Annotated in this window: 25 protein-coding genes, 2 tRNA genes and 1 pseudogene; 18 read left to right on the forward strand and 10 right to left on the reverse strand. The window is 55.1% G+C overall.

The window, feature by feature from the left end:
* The 5 genes and pseudogenes from RUESEDTHA_RS20980 (at position 1) to RUESEDTHA_RS20990 (ending at position 2,697) form a co-directional block, all read left to right on the forward strand.
* Positions 1–312 (forward strand): annotated as a pseudogene (locus RUESEDTHA_RS20980) (head-tail connector protein).
* Positions 312–722, forward strand: coding sequence for an HK97-gp10 family putative phage morphogenesis protein (locus tag RUESEDTHA_RS04150; RefSeq protein ID WP_180884677.1), 411 nt, complete (start codon positions 312–314; stop codon positions 720–722). Before RUESEDTHA_RS20980 ends, RUESEDTHA_RS04150 begins: the two are co-directional and overlap by 1 nt.
* The gene (locus tag RUESEDTHA_RS04155; RefSeq protein ID WP_180884679.1) at positions 719–1,132 is read left to right on the forward strand and encodes a DUF3168 domain-containing protein; all 414 of its coding nucleotides are present in this window, start codon (positions 719–721) and stop codon (positions 1,130–1,132) included. The genes RUESEDTHA_RS04150 and RUESEDTHA_RS04155 overlap by 4 nt, the downstream gene beginning before the upstream one ends.
* A 225-nt stretch (positions 1,133–1,357) precedes the next feature.
* Positions 1,358–1,789, forward strand: a complete 432-nt coding sequence (locus RUESEDTHA_RS04160; protein ID WP_180884681.1) for a hypothetical protein — start codon at positions 1,358–1,360, stop codon at positions 1,787–1,789.
* Between the two features lie 323 nt (positions 1,790–2,112).
* The gene (locus RUESEDTHA_RS20990) at positions 2,113–2,697 is read left to right on the forward strand and encodes a tyrosine-type recombinase/integrase (RefSeq protein ID WP_370456770.1); all 585 of its coding nucleotides are present in this window, start codon (positions 2,113–2,115) and stop codon (positions 2,695–2,697) included.
* Here RUESEDTHA_RS20990 and RUESEDTHA_RS04170 read toward each other — a convergent pair.
* Positions 2,660–2,733: transfer RNA gene (locus RUESEDTHA_RS04170), tRNA-Arg, on the reverse strand. The two genes, RUESEDTHA_RS20990 and RUESEDTHA_RS04170, sit on opposite strands and share 38 nt — an antisense overlap.
* Before the next feature lie 90 nt (positions 2,734–2,823).
* Between RUESEDTHA_RS04170 and RUESEDTHA_RS04175 the strand changes: the two genes are divergently transcribed.
* The 9 genes from RUESEDTHA_RS04175 (at position 2,824) to RUESEDTHA_RS04215 (ending at position 10,130) form a co-directional block, all read left to right on the forward strand.
* Positions 2,824–3,948, forward strand: coding sequence for a site-specific integrase (locus RUESEDTHA_RS04175; RefSeq protein ID WP_180884683.1), 1,125 nt, complete (start codon positions 2,824–2,826; stop codon positions 3,946–3,948).
* Positions 3,949–4,097: 149 nt separating this feature from the next.
* On the forward strand, positions 4,098–4,271 hold the full coding sequence (locus tag RUESEDTHA_RS04180; protein WP_255431649.1) for an AlpA family transcriptional regulator: 174 nt from the start codon (positions 4,098–4,100) through the stop codon (positions 4,269–4,271).
* Complete coding sequence (locus RUESEDTHA_RS04185; protein ID WP_180884687.1) at positions 4,268–5,248, forward strand: toprim domain-containing protein; 981 nt, start codon at positions 4,268–4,270, stop codon at positions 5,246–5,248. The genes RUESEDTHA_RS04180 and RUESEDTHA_RS04185 overlap by 4 nt, the downstream gene beginning before the upstream one ends.
* Positions 5,233–6,513: a virulence-associated E family protein gene (locus tag RUESEDTHA_RS04190; RefSeq protein WP_180884689.1), complete on the forward strand. Its 1,281-nt coding sequence runs from the start codon at positions 5,233–5,235 to the stop codon at positions 6,511–6,513. The genes RUESEDTHA_RS04185 and RUESEDTHA_RS04190 overlap by 16 nt, the downstream gene beginning before the upstream one ends.
* Positions 6,514–6,909: 396 nt before the next feature.
* Positions 6,910–7,419 (forward strand): helix-turn-helix domain-containing protein, encoded by a 510-nt coding sequence (locus RUESEDTHA_RS04195; protein WP_180884691.1) that lies wholly within the window; start codon positions 6,910–6,912, stop codon positions 7,417–7,419.
* A 494-nt stretch (positions 7,420–7,913) separates the two neighbouring features.
* Complete coding sequence (locus tag RUESEDTHA_RS04200) at positions 7,914–8,141, forward strand: hypothetical protein (protein ID WP_180884693.1); 228 nt, start codon at positions 7,914–7,916, stop codon at positions 8,139–8,141.
* On the forward strand, positions 8,138–8,839 hold the full coding sequence (locus RUESEDTHA_RS04205) for a hypothetical protein (protein ID WP_180884695.1): 702 nt from the start codon (positions 8,138–8,140) through the stop codon (positions 8,837–8,839). The genes RUESEDTHA_RS04200 and RUESEDTHA_RS04205 overlap by 4 nt, the downstream gene beginning before the upstream one ends.
* A gap of 199 nt (positions 8,840–9,038) precedes the next feature.
* On the forward strand, positions 9,039–9,395 hold the full coding sequence (locus tag RUESEDTHA_RS04210) for a hypothetical protein (protein WP_180884697.1): 357 nt from the start codon (positions 9,039–9,041) through the stop codon (positions 9,393–9,395).
* A gap of 429 nt (positions 9,396–9,824) precedes the next feature.
* On the forward strand, positions 9,825–10,130 hold the full coding sequence (locus RUESEDTHA_RS04215) for a hypothetical protein (RefSeq protein WP_180884699.1): 306 nt from the start codon (positions 9,825–9,827) through the stop codon (positions 10,128–10,130).
* 9 nt (positions 10,131–10,139) lie between these two features.
* On the opposite strand, the gene RUESEDTHA_RS04220 is transcribed toward RUESEDTHA_RS04215, so the two are convergent.
* From RUESEDTHA_RS04220 to RUESEDTHA_RS04235, 4 genes are all read right to left on the reverse strand, one after another.
* A complete protein-coding gene (locus RUESEDTHA_RS04220) occupies positions 10,140–10,538 on the reverse strand; it encodes a hypothetical protein (RefSeq protein WP_180884701.1) in 399 nt (132 codons plus the stop codon).
* Between the two features lie 898 nt (positions 10,539–11,436).
* Positions 11,437–11,513, reverse strand: a tRNA-Arg gene (locus RUESEDTHA_RS04225).
* Positions 11,514–11,534: 21 nt separating this feature from the next.
* Positions 11,535–12,011 carry a GNAT family N-acetyltransferase gene (locus RUESEDTHA_RS04230; protein ID WP_180884703.1) on the reverse strand — a complete coding sequence of 159 codons (477 nt, stop codon included), beginning with the start codon at positions 12,009–12,011 and terminating at the stop codon, positions 11,535–11,537.
* Positions 12,012–12,323: an ETC complex I subunit gene (locus RUESEDTHA_RS04235; RefSeq protein ID WP_171122403.1), complete on the reverse strand. Its 312-nt coding sequence runs from the start codon at positions 12,321–12,323 to the stop codon at positions 12,012–12,014.
* A 301-nt stretch (positions 12,324–12,624) separates the two neighbouring features.
* Between RUESEDTHA_RS04235 and uvrB the strand changes: the two genes are divergently transcribed.
* Positions 12,625–14,811 carry an excinuclease ABC subunit UvrB gene (gene uvrB, locus RUESEDTHA_RS04240; RefSeq protein WP_180884705.1) on the forward strand — a complete coding sequence of 729 codons (2,187 nt, stop codon included), beginning with the start codon at positions 12,625–12,627 and terminating at the stop codon, positions 14,809–14,811.
* A gap of 90 nt (positions 14,812–14,901) precedes the next feature.
* Positions 14,902–15,402, forward strand: a complete 501-nt coding sequence (locus RUESEDTHA_RS04245) for a hypothetical protein (protein WP_180884707.1) — start codon at positions 14,902–14,904, stop codon at positions 15,400–15,402.
* Between the two features lie 49 nt (positions 15,403–15,451).
* On the opposite strand, the gene RUESEDTHA_RS04250 is transcribed toward RUESEDTHA_RS04245, so the two are convergent.
* The 3 genes from RUESEDTHA_RS04250 to RUESEDTHA_RS04260 form a co-directional block, all read right to left on the reverse strand.
* On the reverse strand, positions 15,452–15,742 hold the full coding sequence (locus RUESEDTHA_RS04250; RefSeq protein WP_180884709.1) for an antibiotic biosynthesis monooxygenase: 291 nt from the start codon (positions 15,740–15,742) through the stop codon (positions 15,452–15,454).
* Positions 15,743–15,952: 210 nt separating this feature from the next.
* Positions 15,953–16,306 carry an MmcQ/YjbR family DNA-binding protein gene (locus RUESEDTHA_RS04255; protein ID WP_180884711.1) on the reverse strand — a complete coding sequence of 118 codons (354 nt, stop codon included), beginning with the start codon at positions 16,304–16,306 and terminating at the stop codon, positions 15,953–15,955.
* A 9-nt stretch (positions 16,307–16,315) separates the two neighbouring features.
* Positions 16,316–16,675: an excalibur calcium-binding domain-containing protein gene (locus RUESEDTHA_RS04260; RefSeq protein ID WP_255431620.1), complete on the reverse strand. Its 360-nt coding sequence runs from the start codon at positions 16,673–16,675 to the stop codon at positions 16,316–16,318.
* Between the two features lie 215 nt (positions 16,676–16,890).
* Between RUESEDTHA_RS04260 and RUESEDTHA_RS04265 the strand changes: the two genes are divergently transcribed.
* The gene (locus tag RUESEDTHA_RS04265; RefSeq protein ID WP_180884715.1) at positions 16,891–17,394 is read left to right on the forward strand and encodes a HugZ family protein; all 504 of its coding nucleotides are present in this window, start codon (positions 16,891–16,893) and stop codon (positions 17,392–17,394) included.
* Here the strand turns inward: RUESEDTHA_RS04265 and RUESEDTHA_RS04270 are convergent.
* Together RUESEDTHA_RS04270 and RUESEDTHA_RS04275 are read right to left on the reverse strand one after the other, a co-directional pair.
* Positions 17,379–17,786, reverse strand: a complete 408-nt coding sequence (locus RUESEDTHA_RS04270; protein ID WP_180884717.1) for a universal stress protein — start codon at positions 17,784–17,786, stop codon at positions 17,379–17,381. The genes RUESEDTHA_RS04265 and RUESEDTHA_RS04270 overlap by 16 nt on opposite strands.
* A 66-nt stretch (positions 17,787–17,852) precedes the next feature.
* Positions 17,853–18,179, reverse strand: a complete 327-nt coding sequence (locus RUESEDTHA_RS04275; protein WP_171122419.1) for an antibiotic biosynthesis monooxygenase — start codon at positions 18,177–18,179, stop codon at positions 17,853–17,855.
* A gap of 141 nt (positions 18,180–18,320) precedes the next feature.
* On the opposite strand from RUESEDTHA_RS04275, the gene RUESEDTHA_RS04280 reads away from it, so the two are divergent.
* Positions 18,321–18,983, forward strand: coding sequence for a hypothetical protein (locus RUESEDTHA_RS04280; RefSeq protein ID WP_180884719.1), 663 nt, complete (start codon positions 18,321–18,323; stop codon positions 18,981–18,983).
* The last annotated feature ends 25 nt before the right edge of the window (positions 18,984–19,008 follow it).

The raw sequence follows: 19,008 nt of genomic DNA on the forward strand, positions 1-19,008 counted from the left end.
ATGGCAATCCTGAGCCTGTCACAACTGAAAGAGCATTTGGCGTTCACCCATTATATCGGTGGCGAAGACGATGCTGTGTTGACCCGGCTGATTGACGCCGCTCAGAACCATGCCGAACAGCTGATGGGCTGCAAGATCGAGGAACAGTTCGGGGGTGTGGACCAAGACCCAATACCCCCGGCACTTGTTTAGGCTGTCACCCTTCTGGCCGCGTTCTGGTACGATTATCGGTCTGCAGCAGAGGAAGGCGTGAAAGCCATTCCTTTCGGCGTGACGGAGATCGTCAACGAATATCGGGAGTTTACCTTCTGATGAAAGATGGCGGTTTGAAAAGTTTCCAGCAACGCATGAAGGCGATCCCGCGAGAGTCGGTCAAGGCGATTGAACCTGCTTTGCTCAAATCGGCTTATGAAATGCAGGACATGATGGAAGACCTTGTTCCCGAAGATACAGGGGATTTGAAAGGCAGCATCACTGTCACCGGACCAGGACGGTCTACGCCTGCCTATTCTCAGCCGGGAGGCAGTCATACCGTGCCTTCCAATGGGGTTGCTGTAACCGCTGGAAATACAGACGTGCGCTATGCCCATATTGTTGAGTACGGATCCACAAGGACTGATGCGAAGCCGTTTTTCTGGCCCTCGTATCGCTTGCTAAAGAAGCGCAGCGCCAATCGGATCAAGAACGCCATTTCAAAGGCAATCAGGGAGGCTCGTAAATGAGTTTGGACCTAGCAACGCAAAAGGCAATCAGAGCGCGACTAGTGGCAACACAGGCTGTCACTAATCTTGTGCCTGCGCTTAACATTCTGGACCGCAATCAGCGCTCTGCGCCTAGCCCCAGCATCATTCTTGAGGAGTCTCAGGTGGTCGATGAGGGTTCTTCCCTGCAGCGAAAACACAGCCGGGTGTTCCACACGTTTCATATCTGGAAACGCGAACCTTCCTTGGACGGTGTGAAACGGATTTGTGGGGCTGTCCGCAACGCCTTGAATTGGGGGCGAATTAATCTGGACTCCGGCTATCAGGCTGCAGACATCAAGGTTTCTTCCATGCGGTTCATTCGGGTCGGCGACGGCGAGATTTCGCACGGGATCGTCACTGTGGAACTTTTGGTCAATGAGGTGGCGTGATGAAAGCAGGCAAACCGGTTCGCGTCATTCCGGTGAAAAGAACCACAGAGACAATCAACGAATTTGGAACGCCAACGCTGGATTGGCGGATCACTAACGGCTTAGGGCCGAGGTGATCCAGCAGACCGCGTCTGAATTCATCAACGCTCATCTGAGCGCGGTGCTGACGCAATCAGCGATATCTTTACTGGCCTTGCGACCGAAGCAACAACTGCACGGCAGGCATTGGCCGATCTCTTGGCGCAAATGGCGCAGGTTCAATTCCAGAAGTTTGCCCTGGGCTTGAGCAACAGCACCGGGGCAGGTGCGTTTCTCGGCAATCTGTTGAGCCTTTCCGGTGGCGGCTATACCGGCGACAGTGGAAAGTACGAACCCGCAGGGATTGTGCTCCGCGGGGAATACGTTGTCCAAGCTGCGCAGGTTCGGAAACCCGGAGTTAGGCCATTGCTGGAAGCGATCAACCGAGGTGCGCCAGGATATGCAACGGGCGGGTATTTGTCACGGCCAGCGGAACCACCGGCCAGCGCAGAGGCTTCGCCGCTTACTGACCGCCTCAATCTCGTTCTTGTGGATGATAGAGACCCGCGCGGGATGTTCGACACGCCCGAAGAAACAATGGCCTTGCGGATAAAGCTATCGGAACTGGGGGTCGTGTGACATGAGCGCCCAAGACCGTTTCAAGCGTTAGATGGTTGTTGCCATGCACGATCACCTCAAGACAGGCAAACCCGCGCGCATACCGGAGGCAGGGCGAGTACTATGGCAGACCTTTGTTATTCTCAGCCGGTCCCGTTCCTATGGGGGTAGGGCAGTTATTCGACTTGGCCGTCGAACTGGAGTGGATGGAGTCCAATCCTGTCAGAGCCACAAAACCATTTGATGTGGAAAGCAATGGAATTAATACGTGGTCCGAAACTGAGATAGCAAAGTTCTTCGATCACGATCAGGCTGGCCAGATCGCGCATACAGCCGCAACTCTGATGCTCTACACCGGTGTTGCTCTTGTAGATGCCATAAAGCTGGGCCGTTTTGGCACTAAGCAGACCGAAGGCGGGGAAAGGCTGGTCTATCGCCGCCAAAAGACCCGAAAGAAGAATGGGCAATTGGTCAGCATTCCGGTTCACCCTGACCTGCGGGAAGTTATAGACCGGCTGCCAGATTCAGGAACATTCCTGCAAACCAGGTTTGGCAAACAACGCAGCCCGGATGGTCTGGGTAACGACATGAGCAAATGGTGTAATCGGGCTGGGGTGCCTGCTTGCTCCGCGCATGGGCTTAGAAAAGCCTGTGCAAGGCGTCTGGCTGAGGCCGGTGCGTCTGCCCCCGAGATCCAAGCGATCACCGGCCACAAGACCCTTTCCGAAGTTCAGCGGTACATTGCAGAAGCAAACCGCGAAGTAATGGCTGACTCTGGAATGGCTAAGCTGATCGCGCGGCCAAATGGGGAACAAACCTTGGCGAACCTAATCGATACGTTTGCCAAAAATTACGGCAACCAACTGAAAATAAATGATAAATATATGACTTTGGCGATCCCGGAAGGACTCGAACCCTCAACCTGCTGATTAGAAGTCAGCACAATATATATCCCACTCCATTCCACTCAGTGCCGATACACCTTGTTTTACAGTTGATTGCACCCTTCATGCGGGTTACGATGTGTCAGTCTGTAGCAACCAATTTGTAGAGTAATGGTAGGTAAACTAAGCCCAACACTCGTTAAGTCCGCAGCGCCGGGAACCTATGGTGATGGCGGTGGACTATGGCTGCGTGTGTCCAAAACAGGACGCCGCACTTGGTTCTTTCAGTACGCTATGGGCAAGCAGCGCAAAGCGCATACCTTCGCTGAGTTTCCTGCAATCAGCCTGCGTGAAGCCAGGCAGCGGGTCATTAAACTACGCGCCGATCTACGCGATGGCATTGATCCCAACGTCAAGACACCAACCGGACAGACTGTGGCAACAGCGGTAGAGCTGCACATCGAAGAACACTGCAACCAGCTCAAGTCTGGACGCAATCCCGCCCGTGTCCTGCGTAACGAGCTGTCCGCAAAGTTCGGCAGCATGCAGATTACAGATGTCACAGCAGCACATGTCCGTTCTGTACTGGCACGTATCGAAGACCGTGGCGCAAGCGTCGAAGCACAACGCGCCTACGCATACATGAGCAAGTTCTTCATCTGGTGCATGCGCAAGAAGGGCTGGATTGTCGCCAACCCAATGGACCTGATCGAAAAACCCACTGTCACTGCCCGTACAAGAGATCGGGTTCTGACTGACGCCGAGGTTGCATCCCTCTGGACTTCAATGGGCAACACCCCCGGCGATGCCATCATTCAAATGCTGCTGCTCACCGGAGCCAGACGCGGCGAGATTGCCAATCTCAAGTGGGATGATGTGGACCTTGATCACAAGCTGGTCACGTTTGTCGATACGAAAAACGGCACTGATCGCACTATCCCTCTTTCCCCTTCTGCCTTCGCTATTCTAAACGCTCAGCCCGTCGCTGGTGACTTCATATTCAGTACGATGGGTACACGTCCATACTCTGGCTTTAGTCAGCTTCTGACGCGCGTACAGCGGGACAGTGACACCAGCGATTGGCGCATCCATGACCTGCGCAGAACATGCGGTACAGGGCTGCAAAGGCTCGGCGTAGATCGCGACACAATCAAAGCCACACTCGGCCACAAGCAAGCCGATGTGACCGCAATCTATTTGCGGCACGACTACCTGCCAGAAATCCGAGAAGCACTGACCATGTGGGATGCCCACATTCAGGCGCTACTCACACCAGACGCCAAGCTCAGGGCATAGCGGGAGCGCCGAACGCAGGCGGCTCTCCTGCGTTACTGTCGTGGTCAGTGTGATAACCCACGCCGCATAACGCCAGCGGGAATGGAAGGCTTTCACTCTACAATGTGGAGGGCTTTCCTATGCCCCGTGAATTCGTACCCATCGCGAAGATGGTCAGTGAAAGCGGTTTGTCCCGCTCAACTATCTACCGCTACAGCCGCAATCAAACCTATAACTTCCCACCACTGGTCAAGATGCACGAACGATGCTCAGGACTGTGGCGCGAAGATTGGGATAGGTGGCTTGCATCCCGTCCAACCGTACACACGGAGGACGCAGCATGATCACCGACGAAACACGCGATGTCATTGCGGCCAACTGCTTTGCCATCGCTGAATATCTGCTCGGGCCGCCAGCCATAGCATACACAAAGCAGGGACAACTGCGCTGGGGCAACAAAGGGAGCCTGTCCGTCGAAGACAGAGGCACCTTCATGGACTTCGAAACCCGTGAACACGGCGACATGATCAAGCTCTGGTCGATTGTTCGTAACGTATCCATTGGCGATGCAATCCGTGAGATCACAGACTGGCTCGGCTCTGGCACATTGCCTGTACGAAAAGAAGGTTGGGTGCGGCGATCCTCTAAGCCTAAGGGTGTTATCTGGCCCGAACACCTACACTCCGCTTGGACCAATGGACGTGACCTCAACATGCGCGACCTGTGGCGATGGGAACAACGCGGACTGCCCGTCACACTGGATAAAGACGGCCGAGTTGCCATGAACATCTTTCCCAATGAGATGCGCTGGTTTCCATTCACCCGCTATCTCAAGCAGTGGGGATGCATCGGAACCATCGCGTGGAAATACGATGGCGGATACATGCGCAGCTCAGCCCATCGGTTCTGGAACAAAAGCCAGGATCGCAAGTATGTCGCCGGGGCATGCGCAGCCAGGACAGCTCTGCACCTGGCTTCAGATCGAACCAGGTCAGGCGTTGCCCTGGTTGGCGAAGGTGTTGAGAACTCAATCGCTGCTTCTGTCTACCTGGCTGAGCATATCAACCATCCCTTTTCCGTATGGGCAGGAGGTACCGCAACCATGATGGAAGACTTCTGTCATGCGGAATGTGATCGCCTCTACGTCGCACACGATTGGGGCAAAGCAGGCGAAGCAGCCAGTGATGCAGTGGCCGAACGATACAGCGGGTACGGCACGGAGGTGGTTGTGATGTCACCACCTCCAAACCGAGACTGGAACGACGCTCTGGTAGCCAACTGGACGCCAACAAAAGGACAGGCAACATGGAAAGAAACCTAAACCCTGTCCAGAGTATCGACGGGATCGACAGCAACAGCAACCAAGTCGGGGAAATTAGCCCCCGGTTTGGTATCAGCGAAAAGCTGTTCGTTGCTGACGAAAAGGGCGCAATCAGGTTCAACACTGCCAACGCTATGGTCTTGATGCAGAACCACAGGGATTGGGAGGATGTCGTTGCATACAACGAATTTGCATACGAATACGTCCTGACCAAAGAAATCCCCGGAACCAAAGCAAAGGAGGACAACCTGCCGCGCAGGATTAGGGATGAAGACCTGACCGACGCAGTTGCGTGGTTCAACTGGAATGGATTTCCAACAGCATCGAAAACCGTAGTCGGAGATGTCCTGCTTGCACACGCTCGACTGTCAGTCATCAGCCCGGTTCGCCACTACATGGATGACCTCGAATGGGATGGTGTGCAGAGGCTGTCGTTGTGGTTGCCAACAGTGTTTGGCGCTGAGGACAACAACTACACCCGCGCCGTAGGCAGGGGTATGCTGATCTCCGCTGTGGCACGCACCTACAGTCCCGGTTGTCAGGTAGACACAATGGTTGTGTTCGAAGGCGACCAAGGCGAAGGCAAGTCCAAAACCATGCGTACCCTATGCGCTGGCCCCGATTGGTTCGGCGATGGTCTTCCAAGTATTTCGGCCAACCCGAAGGATGCCAGCGTGTATCTGAAAGGTAAGCTCATCGTTGAGATGGCCGAACTGGATGCAATGAAGAAGTCCGATGTGGAGCGGACAAAAAGCTTCATTTCACGACGAGAAGAAGAGTACCGACCACCATATGGCAAAGGTACGGTTCGTGAACCACGACGCAGCATATTCGTCGGTACTACCAACGAAGACGCATACCTGCGAGACACAACCGGAAATCGAAGGTTCTGGCCCGTCAAAACAGAGTGGGCCGATCATGGGTACGTTGAAGCAAACAGAGACCAGCTATGGGCTGAGGCTGTGGTTGCGTATCGGAATGATGAGCCTTGGTGGTTTACAGGCGAAGTCGAACGACAGGCGAAAACACAGCAGGCCAAGCGACTGGTGACAGACCCTTGGCAAGAAGTCGTTGAGGTTTGGCTTGCTGGGCGATCAGAAGTATCGCCAGCTCAAATATACCGCGAAGCACTCGGTATTCTTGATAGCAGGCTCAGCTCAACAGACGCCCGTCGCATCGCCAGCATTTTGAGGCTGCTCGGGTACAAAAACACCGGTCAATTCTCAACCGGTGAGTACAAAGGCTACACCCGATACCAACGATAAAGCAGGGGGCGTTTTACGCCCTCAGCACACATACCGAGTAGAGATGGTAGAGATAAATCCCTACCTTTTTTTGAGATACCATAAATACACCCCATCCCTTATTTATCAACGGGTTACAACAAAGGAAGAAAAGCATAAGAGTAATCTCTACTATCTCTACCCTCATCTCTACCGCCCTTCTAAGCAGTGCCAGAGATCATCTAGATTTATCAAGAAACTAGGTTTTTAGCGGCGGTGGAGAGTTCCACGTAAGGTACCGCCAGAGGGGTCCAAATACCCCCCCCGGTACCTTCTATACAGAACATCAAGGCATAACTGGCACTTACTATTCGGTTATTTTTGAGAATAGTTTCTCATTTCATTGCTTTTACAGAAGGCAATTCTTATGATTTTCTCATGGATAAGCTGCCTCTTTTGAAAGACGAGCGCCATGAAAAGGCGGTCATGTTGTTCTTCTGTGATGTGCCTGCGAAGGAGATTGCGAAGAAGCTGGGTGTGAGTTTGGCGACTGTGTATCGCTGGTTGTCGTTACCGGAGGTCAAGCAAACGCATGCTGATCTTGTACGGGCACAGATGCAGGGTGCCTTGCCTGAGCTGGTACAGAGTGCTGTTGAACAGGCGCGCAATCCGCGCACTGGATTGATGGCGAAGGTTAAGTTGATCGACGTTCTGATGAACGGGTCTGGCGTTGCTGAGCCGCCACCGGATCAAGGGTATCGCCCCTCTATCAGCATCAACCTCAATACGGATGGTGAGCGTGATCCAAGCGGCATGGTGTATATCGACAGCAGCACGACGCACATCCCTGATTGGGGGAGCGAAGAGAGTGAGCTGGAACGCCTGCGCCGTGAGAATGAACAGTTGAAGCAGAGAATGCCCGACCCAGAACCACCGGAGGCCGCGTAATGCATCCGTGGAACAGGGAAGTGGGCAAACCTGTTGTGGCTGGTAAGCAGTCGGATCGTTCGTTTAACGAGCAATTGATCCACGACATGCGGATCAAGACTATGCAGCAAGGCGCATCCTCTGGCCCTGACCCTAAGCCAGTGTCACCCCGATTGGAGCGAACCCAACGCTTCGATCCGTCTCCCCCGCCCAATCACGTTGCCCGCGATGCTGAGGACCGTGTTGGCTGTCGAGCTACAAACACAAGACAGTCTGCGGCGGGGGAAGACCGGAAAAAGATCGTCAACGCCAAACGGCACACCAAAAAACTGAAGCTGAAAGGAGGGGAGTGATGCGCAAGCAGCCTCCTAAGCGTCCTCCAAAGAATGTGTCCATTCTGAGTGATCGCATCTTCTCACCAAAGCGCGGACAGGTGATCGAACCGCAGATTGAGACCAAACCACAACCAGGGCCGCATGTTCCACTGCGCAGCCCAGATACGCGAGGACTGAAAAGTGAGTGAAGGACCGAAGTTTACCGATCTGGTTGCGTCCGGCGACAGTGAAGCCCTGTTCATTCAGGATGTAATGCAGTCGTCCGATTACACCGCCATGAACGGCAACGAAAACACGGCCCATGCTCGTGAAGTTGTGTCGTCCTATTTCCGTCGCAAGTTCGGAACCGGACCAGCGCCGGGATCACGTCAGAAGAATACGGTCGGCAGAGGAGGGCTGAACAAGTGAGCAGCGAATATCAGAAGCTGGTTGCCGTGCGTGACAAGGCTGTCAAAGAAGTGGCCGATACAGAATTGGCGATTGTCGAGATTGAGGCGAAGCTGAAAGCCGCAGAGGAAGGGTCAAAGGTCACAAGCCTTGATCTGAAGGACGTTGATGGGGCCGCTCAGCGCCGCGCTGAGGAGCTTTCCAAGATCGTTGTACTGCGTGACATGCTGGACAAGGCAAAGGAGGCCCACGCAGCCGCTCAGCAAGCCGCACGTGATGCGTATGCTGCCACCTGTGAGCACGAGTACCGTGTTGCGCAGGAGGATGTGCTTTCTATCCTGTCCGACTTGTCGAAGATGGCCCTCGAATACCACGAACTGTTGGCTGATGCCGCGCGGCTCTATTGGGCGCGCTTGGATCGACAGCCCGTCGCACACGCTCAGTCACCCTTTGATCAGGCGCTGAATGATCTCTTCGATCTCGCGCTCAAGGGCGAAGGCTACAAGGGCAGCACATCTTACCGGGACGTAAACACGGCTGAGAAGATCGTCCAATTTTATGACGGCAAGATAGGTGGCCAGTACGGATTGAAAATTCACACGCATCTCGAAACCAATAACCTGTGGCACCAGCAACCGCGTGACAGCGCGGCCTATCAGGGTGGATTGGCGCGGTACATGGACCAGAAGAAGAAGCGCGGTAAAAAATCCGCCGCCTGATGATCGTTCTTCGTACTGGCAAAGTGCCAGAGACCCTCAAGAAGCCTGTACAAAAGGCAAAGCGCACCTGCCTGATGTGCAGCAAGGTCTTCACGTCACAGCACGTAGGACATCGGCGCTGTGATCGCTGCAATAAGCACTTTCGTACCTACGGCGAACCCCGAGATGTCCTGTTCTGGTCCTCATGATGGAGATGACAATGAAACTTGCCGGATCACCCATGAAGATCGAACAGGCCGAAGTCTTCAAAGACCTTGCCTTTACAAAAGATGAGATCGCTCTGGTCAAACGATACCGCGCTATGGATCGCGACGAAAAAGCAGTCGTGACGAAAGAGAACCCAAACGGCTTTGCAGTCATGGAAAGCCTTTCCGTCAAAGCCCGAGTGTACGAACAGGGCGTCAACGCCATGCTGTCCCGCACAAAGGTCAGCCGCGATGTCGAAACACTCAACACATTTGCCGCCAGTATTCGGGATGAAATCAAGCTGAGACAACGGGTTCTTAAAATCCTGAAGCACGATGCCGCAAAGCTGAATAAAACGGTTACTTGGTAAACAATACGATTCCCTATTTCTGCCAAATAAGCGTTGAACAACCCTCAACACTTGGTAGATTTAGTATATGAGACCTCACAACCTTCGAGGCGGACGACCACGTGGAAGTACTGGTCACCGCTATAAAGACGCAACCTGTGCCGTATGCGGAATGCTCATTCCCAAAGATATGCCCATTCCCGTCCGTACCCTCAGACTGCCACCTTCACACCCGGAATACGTTGACACCGGAGCATGGTGCCACCGCATCACAACATGCAGCCACACATGCGCCGAACGCGCCAGATACCGCGCCCAAAACGGGTACCCAATTGCTGATACAGAAAGACAATGCCAACACTGTCAGGCCGTCTTCGTACCAGCACGCGCCACAGCGCAATTCTGCTCACCCAAATGCCGATCCGCCGCACACTACAAAAAGAGGACAACATGACCCATTGGGAACCCACAACGCCCCCATTCGGTGAATGGCCGCCCAACTGCTATGGCGAAGACCCGCCGCCATACGACCCAACCGCAACCCTTTACCTGTGGGAACACTGGCGCACGGATATCCCTGAGCCAGCGCCAGAAACACCAGAACCAGTACCTGTCAGCGAGTTGGTGTGCGGCGTCTTCATGATTGGGCTAATCGCCTACCTCATGTTTTTCTCTGGCACTGCGGATGGATCAAAAGGAACTCAGGAACAATGGGCCGACGCCTACGACGGGCACCGAATGGCCGGGAGACGATAACCAGGGAAACTACATCGCCTCACAGATAAACATCTCAACAAAAACATCATCTCTGTGATCTTCGCTGTCGGACGTTGCGCCATTTAGGTACGATGCCCCACCTCTTAAGTTCCCGGGATTAAAAAACACAGTGTTACCAAATTGGTCGCCGCATTGATGATACCGATAAATATTTGAAATAGTGCAACTCATAAATTCTGGAGCCAAATCTCCGACGCTGGTAATCTTCTCGCCATCTGTTTTAAGGAAGAATGGCTCACGAACAACAAAACTAACGCTGTTCCATTGTCCCTCTTCAAAATAGAACCCAGATGAACGGGTGTATTGGCAAGCGTAAACCGAGGCCAATTCTGCATTGGCCGGGATGCCAAACAAGATTAATGAGATCGCGCTCAGTAGTTTCTTCATAATTTTCGCCAATTGTTACGTCCCCCAAGGTCTACACCTGAGCAAACAAACTGTCACCAGACCAAGTGATAGCAGTGGCGTGAACCCATGATCGGGTGCATTTTTCCAAGAAACCCGCGTGGCAATTTTAGTCTGAGAGGGTGAGGTTACCAGGGGGCAGTGTTAAGTTTTGGCCCCAACCCCTACACAGAGGAGGGGGAGGCACTCACCCCGGAGAAAATCTGTTCCAATCAATCGAAGCGCAACGATCAACCAGTACTGCCCAGCCTGAAGAAGAAAGAAGAGATCAATGTCGTCCTGCCTTGCCACCGCCCCCTCGGTTTACGAGGGGCGGCGTCAAGCCAGTCCTCACCACAGTGAGAGAGGAGAGGATACCACTGGCACGGCTGAGAAGAGAGGCAAGGCAAACAAGCGAAGACAGCAGGCCCTGTGGGAAGGGAAAGAGTATGGTCAGGCCGCGCACCCAGCATCCGAAGCCAACGCAGCGTCACAGCCCCGCTCAACTGAAGCTGAGGTGCGAATTGAGTTCGTTCTATTTCCCCAGATTTCTCAGCTCTGCCAAGTCCAGCGGATTCCGCAGTTCTTGCGAGTGACCACGGCGGGAGGGACAGAGTATAGCGCGCAGCCAGCCAGCTCAGCACTGCCACAGCCTGCCAGAGTTCGGTCAGACTCTAATCGAACTTGAACTGATCTTTCTTAAACTTTCTGGTTCCTCTGGCTCTACCAAGACTGGGTTGATCGCCGCCGCAATGATGAACCGATCAACCCAGTCTTGGTTGCACCCAGCTTGCCAATGTAAGCGCGGTTGATCTGTAAGTGCTGATACAAAAAGTAGAGGAAGCGTAGAGGAATGCCCTGACCTACTTGTCTTTGTACAGGCCAATACCCCTTGCTTTACTGGCGATCCCGGAAGGACTCGAACCCTCAACCTGCTGATTAGAAGTCAGCTGCTCTATCCAGTTGAGCTACGGGACCGCTGCGCCCTTCTTGCGGTTTTTATGACCGGGGTTCAAGAGCCAAGCGCATGAAGGCGCTGTTCGGATCCTCTTTGTAGCCAAAGATTGGCCCGCAATAGGAATAGCCCAACGACTCATAGAGTTTTCGCGCCGCGTCATATTCAGAAAGAATGTCTGCTCCGGTTTCCAGAACCAACGCGGTCACGCCCTCGGCCCGAGCGATTTCTGCCAAACGAGTCATCATGATGCGCGCCAGCCCCCGCCCCCGTGCATCAGCCAGAACATGAACAGATTTGACTTCGGCCGTCCCATCCGGAAGCGCCTTTAACGCACCGCAGCCTACGGCCTGACCCCCGTCATACATCGCCCAAAACCGAATACCCGGCCCAGCCAGCCCTTCGGCGTCCATCGTGTGATTGCTTTCAGCTGGACCTGCTGTTTCACTGTGGGCAAAATGAGCCTGAACCACCGGACGCAGCGCCGGTGAAGTCGGGTCGGCCAGCCGAATGTCGATCACTCAGTGTGTCCAGGGAGTGCGCCGGTCGGTGGCAAAATTCTCGCCATAGCCGCGCGAGCGCAGGTTTGCTTTACGCTTGTGCGGCTCGCTGACCTGCGCGTCGATGCCGTTATCCTTAGCGTAGTCCAACGCCTCTTCTTTGGTATCGAACTTCAAACGCACCTGTGTCTGCGTGTCACTGGATGACGTCCAACCCATCAACGGATCAACCTCACGCGCGGATGCCGGAGCGTACTCCAGTACCCACTTGCGGGTTTTGGCCATTCCCGAAGTCATTGCATTCCTTGCAGGCTGGTAAATCCGTGCGCGCATGTCGCCTCTCCGTACTCGCTTGGCTGAGGACGTTTATGCGTCAGAGCGCGCTCCGGGACAAGGTGGCAATTGTCGCGGCTATTCCCCTGCCTCTGATGACAATTTTTGTCATCAGATAGGGCTAGAAAAAAGTGAGGTGCATACAGAAAATAACGCAACGCTTCGCCCAGAGCGCAACCGAGACATAACTGCACACACACTCAGCCCAGCCTCAAGCCGCGTAATGGGACTAGAATCTAGATCAGGTCTTGCAGTTGGACAAAATAAGAACAAATGTAAGGACCTGATCCGGAGCCCGCCCATGCCCTACGCCCATTCCGACAAGACCCAACTGACCGCCGAAGACGTCCGCGCGCGCCTGAAACTGGAAGGCGGCAAACAGTTTGTTATGCATACTGAATTCAATGCGGCAGGGGATCAGCCGACGGCGATCAAGGAACTGGCCGGCGGCGTTCGGGACGGCGAGCGCGATCAGGTTCTGCTGGGCGCGACCGGCACCGGCAAGACCTTCACCATGGCCAAGGTGATCGAGGAAACCCAGCGCCCCGCCATCATCCTGGCGCCCAACAAGACGCTGGCCGCGCAGCTATATGGCGAGTTCAAGGGATTCTTCCCGGAAAACTCGGTCGAGTATTTCGTCAGTTACTATGATTACTACCAGCCCGAGGCTTATGTCCCGCGCAGCGACACCTACATAGAAAAGGAATCGCAGATCAACGAACAGATCGACCGGATGCGCCACTCGGCCACCCGCGCGCTGCTGGAACGCGATGACGTGATCATCGTTGCCTCGGTGTCTTGCATCTACGGTATCGGCTCCGTCGAGACCTATGGTGCGATGACACAGGATCTGAAGGTGGGCCACGAGTATGATCAGCGTCAGGTGATGGCCGATCTGGTCGCCCAGCAATACCGCCGCAATGATCAGGCGTTTCAGCGCGGGTCGTTCCGGGTACGAGGGGACTCGCTAGAGATTTGGCCTGCTCACCTTGAGGACCGCGCATGGAAACTGTCGTTCTTCGGCGAGGAATTGGAACAGATCACCGAGTTTGATCCCCTGACCGGCGAACGCGCCGCGTCGATGGAACAGGTGCGGGTCTATGCAAACTCGCACTACGTAACGCCGAAACCAACGATGCAGCAGGCGATCATCGGGATCAAAAAGGAACTGCGCATCCGGCTGGATCAACTGGTCGGCGAAGGCAAACTGCTGGAAGCGCAACGCCTTGAACAGCGCACCAATTTCGATCTGGAAATGCTTGAGGCCACCGGCGTCTGCAACGGGATCGAGAATTACTCACGCTATCTGACAGGCCGCGCTCCCGGTGAGCCACCCCCGACCCTGTTCGAGTTCATCCCCGACAATGCCATCGTCTTCGCCGACGAATCCCACGTCAGCGTCCCGCAGATCGGCGGCATGTACCGGGGCGACTATAGGCGTAAATTCACGCTGGCCGAACATGGGTTCCGCCTGCCGTCGTGCATGGACAACCGCCCCCTCAAGTTCGAGGAATGGGACGCCATGCGCCCGCAATCCGTCTTTGTCTCGGCCACCCCGGCCAAGTGGGAAATCGAACAGACCGGCGGTGTCTTCACCGAACAGGTGATCCGCCCCACCGGCCTGCTGGACCCCGAGGTCGAAATCCGCCCCGTGTCGATGCAGGTGGACGACCTGCTGGACGAGGTGCGCAAGGTTGCAGCCGATGGATATCGCACGCTGGTCACCACGCTCACCAAACGCATGGCCGAAGACCTGACCGAATACCTGCACGAGCAGGGTATCAAGGTCCGCTATATGCACTCGGACATCGACACGATCGAGCGCATCGAAATCCTGCGCGACCTGCGGCTTGGCGCCTTCGACGTACTGATCGGCATCAACCTGCTGCGTGAGGGGTTGGACATTCCCGAATGCGGGCTGGTCGCCATTCTGGACGCAGATAAGGAAGGGTTCCTGCGGTCCGAGACCTCGCTGATCCAGACCATCGGCCGCGCCGCGCGCAACGCCGATGGCCGCGTGATCATGTATGCCGACAAGATCACCGGCTCAATGGAGCGTGCCCTGAACGAGACCAACCGCCGCCGCGCCAAACAGCTTGCCTATAATCAGGAAAACGGCATCACGCCTGAGACGGTGAAAAAGAATGTCGAGGACGTTCTGGCCGGTCTCTACGAAGGCGACGTCGACATGAACCGCGTCACCGCCACCATCGAAAAACCGATGCACGGCGCGAATTTGGAGGCCCATCTGGACGGGTTGCGCGAGAAGATGCGCAAAGCCGCCGAGAATCTGGAATTCGAAGAGGCCGCCAACATCCGCGATGAGATCAAACGCCTGGAAGCGGTCGATCTCGCCGTCGCCGACGACCCCATGGCGCGGCAATGGGCGGTCGAGAAAGCGTCTGAGGATGCGGTGAAGTCGCGCGGACGGTCAACGGCTGGCAGACCGGGTCAGCGGGGAGGGAATGTGAAGAGGCGGAAGCGTTAAACTGTTAGCGACGCAATTCAAGGTTTCAGCACATGGCGTTGTTTGCTTCAGCCGCCTTGCCTAACCGCATTCCGTGGCTAGGTTCAAGGTATGAGAGTCGTTCTGATATCACTGATCCTTAGCACGCCTGCCTATGCGTGGGATGCAACCGTTGGTCAAATTTGCACGCTTTCGCACGAGACCGACGCAGCCAAAATATTTCTCACCTACGACCCATCTAAACCGCTTTATTCAATCACCGTGACCCAAACAAACTCTGCTTGGGAACAGGCCCCGTGGTTTGCAATGCGTTTTGAAGGCTCGTCCCCGATCGAGATTGCTACATCGCGCCATGTTCTATCCGACGGCGCAACGTCTTTGACCGTCACGAATACGGGTTTCGGAAACGTGCTTGATGGGTTGGAGTACAACCGCATAGCCTACGCATTCACGCAGAATCATGTGGCCACATTCTCGCTGGACGGCGCTGCTGAGCCCGTGCGGGTTTTTCGTGAATGTGCTGGAGCGCAACTATCTTTAGTCATCCCGAACGCAACCATTCCTGACATAAATCCCATCGCGTTTTCACAGCAATATGGATTAACTGAGTAAGTCTCAAACGGTTTGAACCCGAGCGAGTGTTTCTCGCTCAGGTCAGTTTTCACCCCTTATCCCAATGGGCAATCACATCATACCCAACCGGCGTCGGCGGGCCTTCCATGAACTCTGCGAAATGGCCCCACAGTTCGGCCACTTTCGGGGCATTCGCGTTCGATGTCGCCTCGCTCTCAACGACCGAGATCACATAGCCCGAGCCGTCTTCATTCATCACATTGGTAAAGCTGTGCATGCCGGGCATGCTCATGATTTCTGGCTTCAACGCATTCATTTTAGCCGTCGCCGCCTCGCGCGTGCCGGGCTTCATTTTGAATTGAGTAATACGTGCAAACATGACTTTCCTCCCTCGTCTGGCGCAATTGCCATAGGGCGCGACCGAAGCGATCACGCCGCGCGCAAGGTAGCACGGCGGCGTAAAATCCCATATTGATACCTACGAATTCAGAGTGTTTTCAACCACGCACCGTATCCGAGCATGCAGCCTAACACTCCAAGGTTGCAGCCCAGTACATAGACTCGACATGATGCAGGGCTGTCGCGCAGCTTAAACCCCCAACTCCGCCCGCGCCTTCTTAGTCAGTTTCGCCACCACCAGATCATAAGACGTCACGATATGCTCGCGGAGGGAGGCATCGCTCAATCCGCGGGACTCGTAGACCTGTAGCCATTTCATCCCGCGCGAGGCCAGATAGGGCGCGGGGCGGATGCCGGGTTGATCACTTAGCACCTCAAAGGCCAGATCGGTGGCTTTGAAAGTGAAGGCGTCTCGCCCCTCGTTCCAGCCGCAAATCGCAAAGACCTTGCCGCCCACTTTCCACACATCCGCATTGCCCCATTGAACAACATGGGTAGTCGCCGTGAGGCCCGCGCAAAAAGCGTTGAAGTCGTCGCGTGTCATGTCAGAGCCTTAGGGTCGAAGGAATTTTGCATTTCCAACCGCGCGACCAGCTGGGTCCGGTTGTGCCGTCTGCACATTCTGGGTCGGTGCCGCCTGCAATTGCGGCTCACATGCAATTCCGTCGCCATCGGGGTCATTGCGCCGGTGATACCCCGGCAATCCTTCCAGGAACGGGCCGGGCACGATGGCTTCGGCGGCTGGGCAGCCGGCCATGGCAATGAGGTGAAAAAGAGCTGCCTCGCGGCCGAAATCGGACGTCCGCGTATACACGGTTACCGCAATCACCGCAGTCGTCATCGGCAGCATCAGGATCATGATCGCAATGCGCAAGGGCGACAACGCGCGTCGTCGCACGGTATCGGCGCGCATGCGACGGGCCGGCGTATTCGGGTCTGTAAACAACTGTCGCGGGTTGGGGTCACGGGGCGCCATAGGTAACGATACATCGGATTGAACGCGAATCCGAGGCCCTCTTGCCGATACTTCAAAATAAGTGGATTCATTATTCGGTACGTCATACCAAAGTCCGGCGACCATACACGCGGCTGACCCTGCCTCTCTTTGCCTAAGGCGCAAGAATTGACATGTCGAATACCGATCCATTCCGCCCTGTTGACGAAACGGCCCGTCAGTTGGCCCGCGATCTTGTTGCCAGAGTCACCTATGGCGCTCTGGCGGTTTTGCGGCCAGATATGCCGGCTCCATCAGTGTCGCGTATCGCTATCGCCGCAGACGAAGCCGGAACGCCGGTTACCCTGATCTCGACACTGGCGGATCATACCCGAGCGTTGCAGGCCAACCCCGTTTGCGCAGTTTTACTGGGTGCACCGGGACCAACCGGAGACCCTTTGACCCATCCGCGGCTTACGCTGCATGCCAATGCGGTATTTGTTGCACGTGGTACGGATGAACATGATCGCCTGCGCGCGCATTACCTAAAGCTGCGGCCCAAGTCGAAGCTCTATGTTGATTTTGCCGATTTCAGCTTCGTGCGATTTCAGGTTTCAGACGGCCTGCTGAATGGCGGGTTCGGCAAGGCTTGGCGCCTTGCCCCATCGGACATTTGGCCCGGTCAACGCACCACGTGAACCGCGCAGGCTGCATGGCGTACAACGTGGTTCGCCGTTGAACCAAGTAACAAGTCCTGCATTCCTGGTCGGTGGGAGGCCATAATAATCAGGTCGGGCTTATGCTCTTCGGCCCAGTCAAGAATGGTTCGCCCTGAATGCCCTTCAACCAATACACCAGTGGCATTTGGCAGCTTCGCGGCCAATTCGTCCAATTCCGACTGCAGGGCCTTTCGTGCCTCGGCCAAATATTCCGGTGGCATGTAAGAGATTGCATAGCTGGGAATATGCTCGACCACATGCAGCAGGGTCACTTGGGCATCCGGCGTCGCTAGCACCTCGGCCAGTTTCAGGGGGCCGGAAATATCCCGCTCTGCATCAAACGAAATCGGGACAAGAATATTGTGATACATGGTGCGCACCTCCGTTCAATTTACGATAAGGATGCGTTGCAACAAAACGTGCTGCTTTGATTTAGGTCACGATCCGCCAAATGTTTCAGCGACATCATACATGACCGGCTCAAAGCTTCTGCACAATTCGTTGATCTTCCGGTTGCGCTCCCGCATTTCCGGGGTGCGCAGCATGGCCAGAAAATCCTCGCGACGCGCCCATTGCGAGTAATTGGCGATTCTGGTCTGCGCGTCATTCACATGCAAACCCGCAGCAACAAAACCAGGTTGTTTCGAGATGAAATCCGCATAGGCGTCGGTCAAAGCCTCCAGCAGATCGTGGCAGGTACCCGGGGTCATTTCAAAAGTGGTAATGACAGTCTGGACGCTTGCGTTCTTTGCAATCTTCGGCATCTGGATTCTCCCTTTTCCAATTGAACTTAACATAGGTTTCGGAAAGATCGCGGGTTTCCTTTGGCTTTTGCCCAAAGCTGTAATCATTGAAAATCAATACGTCCTAACGATCCGTTAACCATGCTAACGGATGCTGCGCGAATGTGGCGGTTTGTTTCCCTTCTTCTGCTTATGCTATCGGCTTCCCCCGCGTTGCCCGGCCCGTGGCTTCGCGAGAAGGACAGCGCCTTTACCGCCGCATCTGTCACAGCTTTCAAAGATAGGGACTATGGTTATGACTATAAATCCGCGCTGTACGCTGAGTGGGGGTACAAGGAGAACCTCACCCTTGGGTTCGACTTTGAAGAAAACCGGGACCTTTACGGCCACGCAACAGTATTTGCGCGCCTGCCGTTGGCCAGCTTTGGCGAAAAGGGAAGGTTCGCGGCAGAATTTGGCGTGGGCGTGCACCACCGCCATAAGGGGGCTTGGGCATTGTACAAAACAACTTTGTCCTACGGCAAAAGCTTTCAGACCGACTGGGGAGACGGGTGGGTCGCGGTCGACACCACGTTGGAATACCGAACCCACAATGCCCTGATCCGAAAGCTGGATCTGACTGCAGGCCTTAAATCGCGACGCTGGATTGACCCTTTGCTACAGGTCGAAACCGCATATCGTTCCGGCGACGACTTATATTGGCGGGTGCGTCCGTCGGTCATGGTCCGCAAGCCTGACAGTTCCACAACGTGGGTGCTGGGACTTGAACGCAATGATGCCCGTGAAAACACAGGCATCAAGGTTGCGATCTGGGGCGAGTTCTAAGTGCACCACGAACCACATGGAATAT

This window comes from Ruegeria sp. THAF57, from assembly GCF_903914075.1.
Classification (GTDB): Bacteria; Pseudomonadota; Alphaproteobacteria; order Rhodobacterales; family Rhodobacteraceae; genus Ruegeria.

Excerpts from the sequence above, each read along its gene's own strand:
- RUESEDTHA_RS04150 (WP_180884677.1), top strand. The coding sequence starts at position 312 with ATGAAAGATGGCGGTTTGAAAAGTTTCCAGCAACGCATGAAGGCGATC.
- RUESEDTHA_RS04155 (WP_180884679.1), top strand. The coding sequence starts at position 719 with ATGAGTTTGGACCTAGCAACGCAAAAGGCAATCAGAGCGCGACTAGTG.
- RUESEDTHA_RS20990 (WP_370456770.1), top strand. The coding sequence starts at position 2,113 with ATGCTCTACACCGGTGTTGCTCTTGTAGATGCCATAAAGCTGGGCCGT.
- RUESEDTHA_RS04175 (WP_180884683.1), top strand. The coding sequence starts at position 2,824 with ATGGTAGGTAAACTAAGCCCAACACTCGTTAAGTCCGCAGCGCCGGGA.
- RUESEDTHA_RS04180 (WP_255431649.1), top strand. The coding sequence starts at position 4,098 with ATGGTCAGTGAAAGCGGTTTGTCCCGCTCAACTATCTACCGCTACAGC.
- RUESEDTHA_RS04185 (WP_180884687.1), top strand. The coding sequence starts at position 4,268 with ATGATCACCGACGAAACACGCGATGTCATTGCGGCCAACTGCTTTGCC.
- RUESEDTHA_RS04190 (WP_180884689.1), top strand. The coding sequence starts at position 5,233 with ATGGAAAGAAACCTAAACCCTGTCCAGAGTATCGACGGGATCGACAGC.
- RUESEDTHA_RS04195 (WP_180884691.1), top strand. The coding sequence starts at position 6,910 with ATGGATAAGCTGCCTCTTTTGAAAGACGAGCGCCATGAAAAGGCGGTC.
- RUESEDTHA_RS04210 (WP_180884697.1), top strand. The coding sequence starts at position 9,039 with ATGAAACTTGCCGGATCACCCATGAAGATCGAACAGGCCGAAGTCTTC.
- RUESEDTHA_RS04215 (WP_180884699.1), top strand. The coding sequence starts at position 9,825 with ATGACCCATTGGGAACCCACAACGCCCCCATTCGGTGAATGGCCGCCC.
- RUESEDTHA_RS04220 (WP_180884701.1), bottom strand. The coding sequence starts at position 10,538 with ATGAAGAAACTACTGAGCGCGATCTCATTAATCTTGTTTGGCATCCCG.
- RUESEDTHA_RS04235 (WP_171122403.1), bottom strand. The coding sequence starts at position 12,323 with ATGCGCGCACGGATTTACCAGCCTGCAAGGAATGCAATGACTTCGGGA.
- uvrB (WP_180884705.1), top strand. The coding sequence starts at position 12,625 with ATGCCCTACGCCCATTCCGACAAGACCCAACTGACCGCCGAAGACGTC.
- RUESEDTHA_RS04245 (WP_180884707.1), top strand. The coding sequence starts at position 14,902 with ATGAGAGTCGTTCTGATATCACTGATCCTTAGCACGCCTGCCTATGCG.
- RUESEDTHA_RS04250 (WP_180884709.1), bottom strand. The coding sequence starts at position 15,742 with ATGTTTGCACGTATTACTCAATTCAAAATGAAGCCCGGCACGCGCGAG.
- RUESEDTHA_RS04255 (WP_180884711.1), bottom strand. The coding sequence starts at position 16,306 with ATGACACGCGACGACTTCAACGCTTTTTGCGCGGGCCTCACGGCGACT.
- RUESEDTHA_RS04260 (WP_255431620.1), bottom strand. The coding sequence starts at position 16,675 with ATGCGCGCCGATACCGTGCGACGACGCGCGTTGTCGCCCTTGCGCATT.
- RUESEDTHA_RS04265 (WP_180884715.1), top strand. The coding sequence starts at position 16,891 with ATGTCGAATACCGATCCATTCCGCCCTGTTGACGAAACGGCCCGTCAG.
- RUESEDTHA_RS04270 (WP_180884717.1), bottom strand. The coding sequence starts at position 17,786 with ATGTATCACAATATTCTTGTCCCGATTTCGTTTGATGCAGAGCGGGAT.
- RUESEDTHA_RS04275 (WP_171122419.1), bottom strand. The coding sequence starts at position 18,179 with ATGCCGAAGATTGCAAAGAACGCAAGCGTCCAGACTGTCATTACCACT.
- RUESEDTHA_RS04280 (WP_180884719.1), top strand. The coding sequence starts at position 18,321 with ATGTGGCGGTTTGTTTCCCTTCTTCTGCTTATGCTATCGGCTTCCCCC.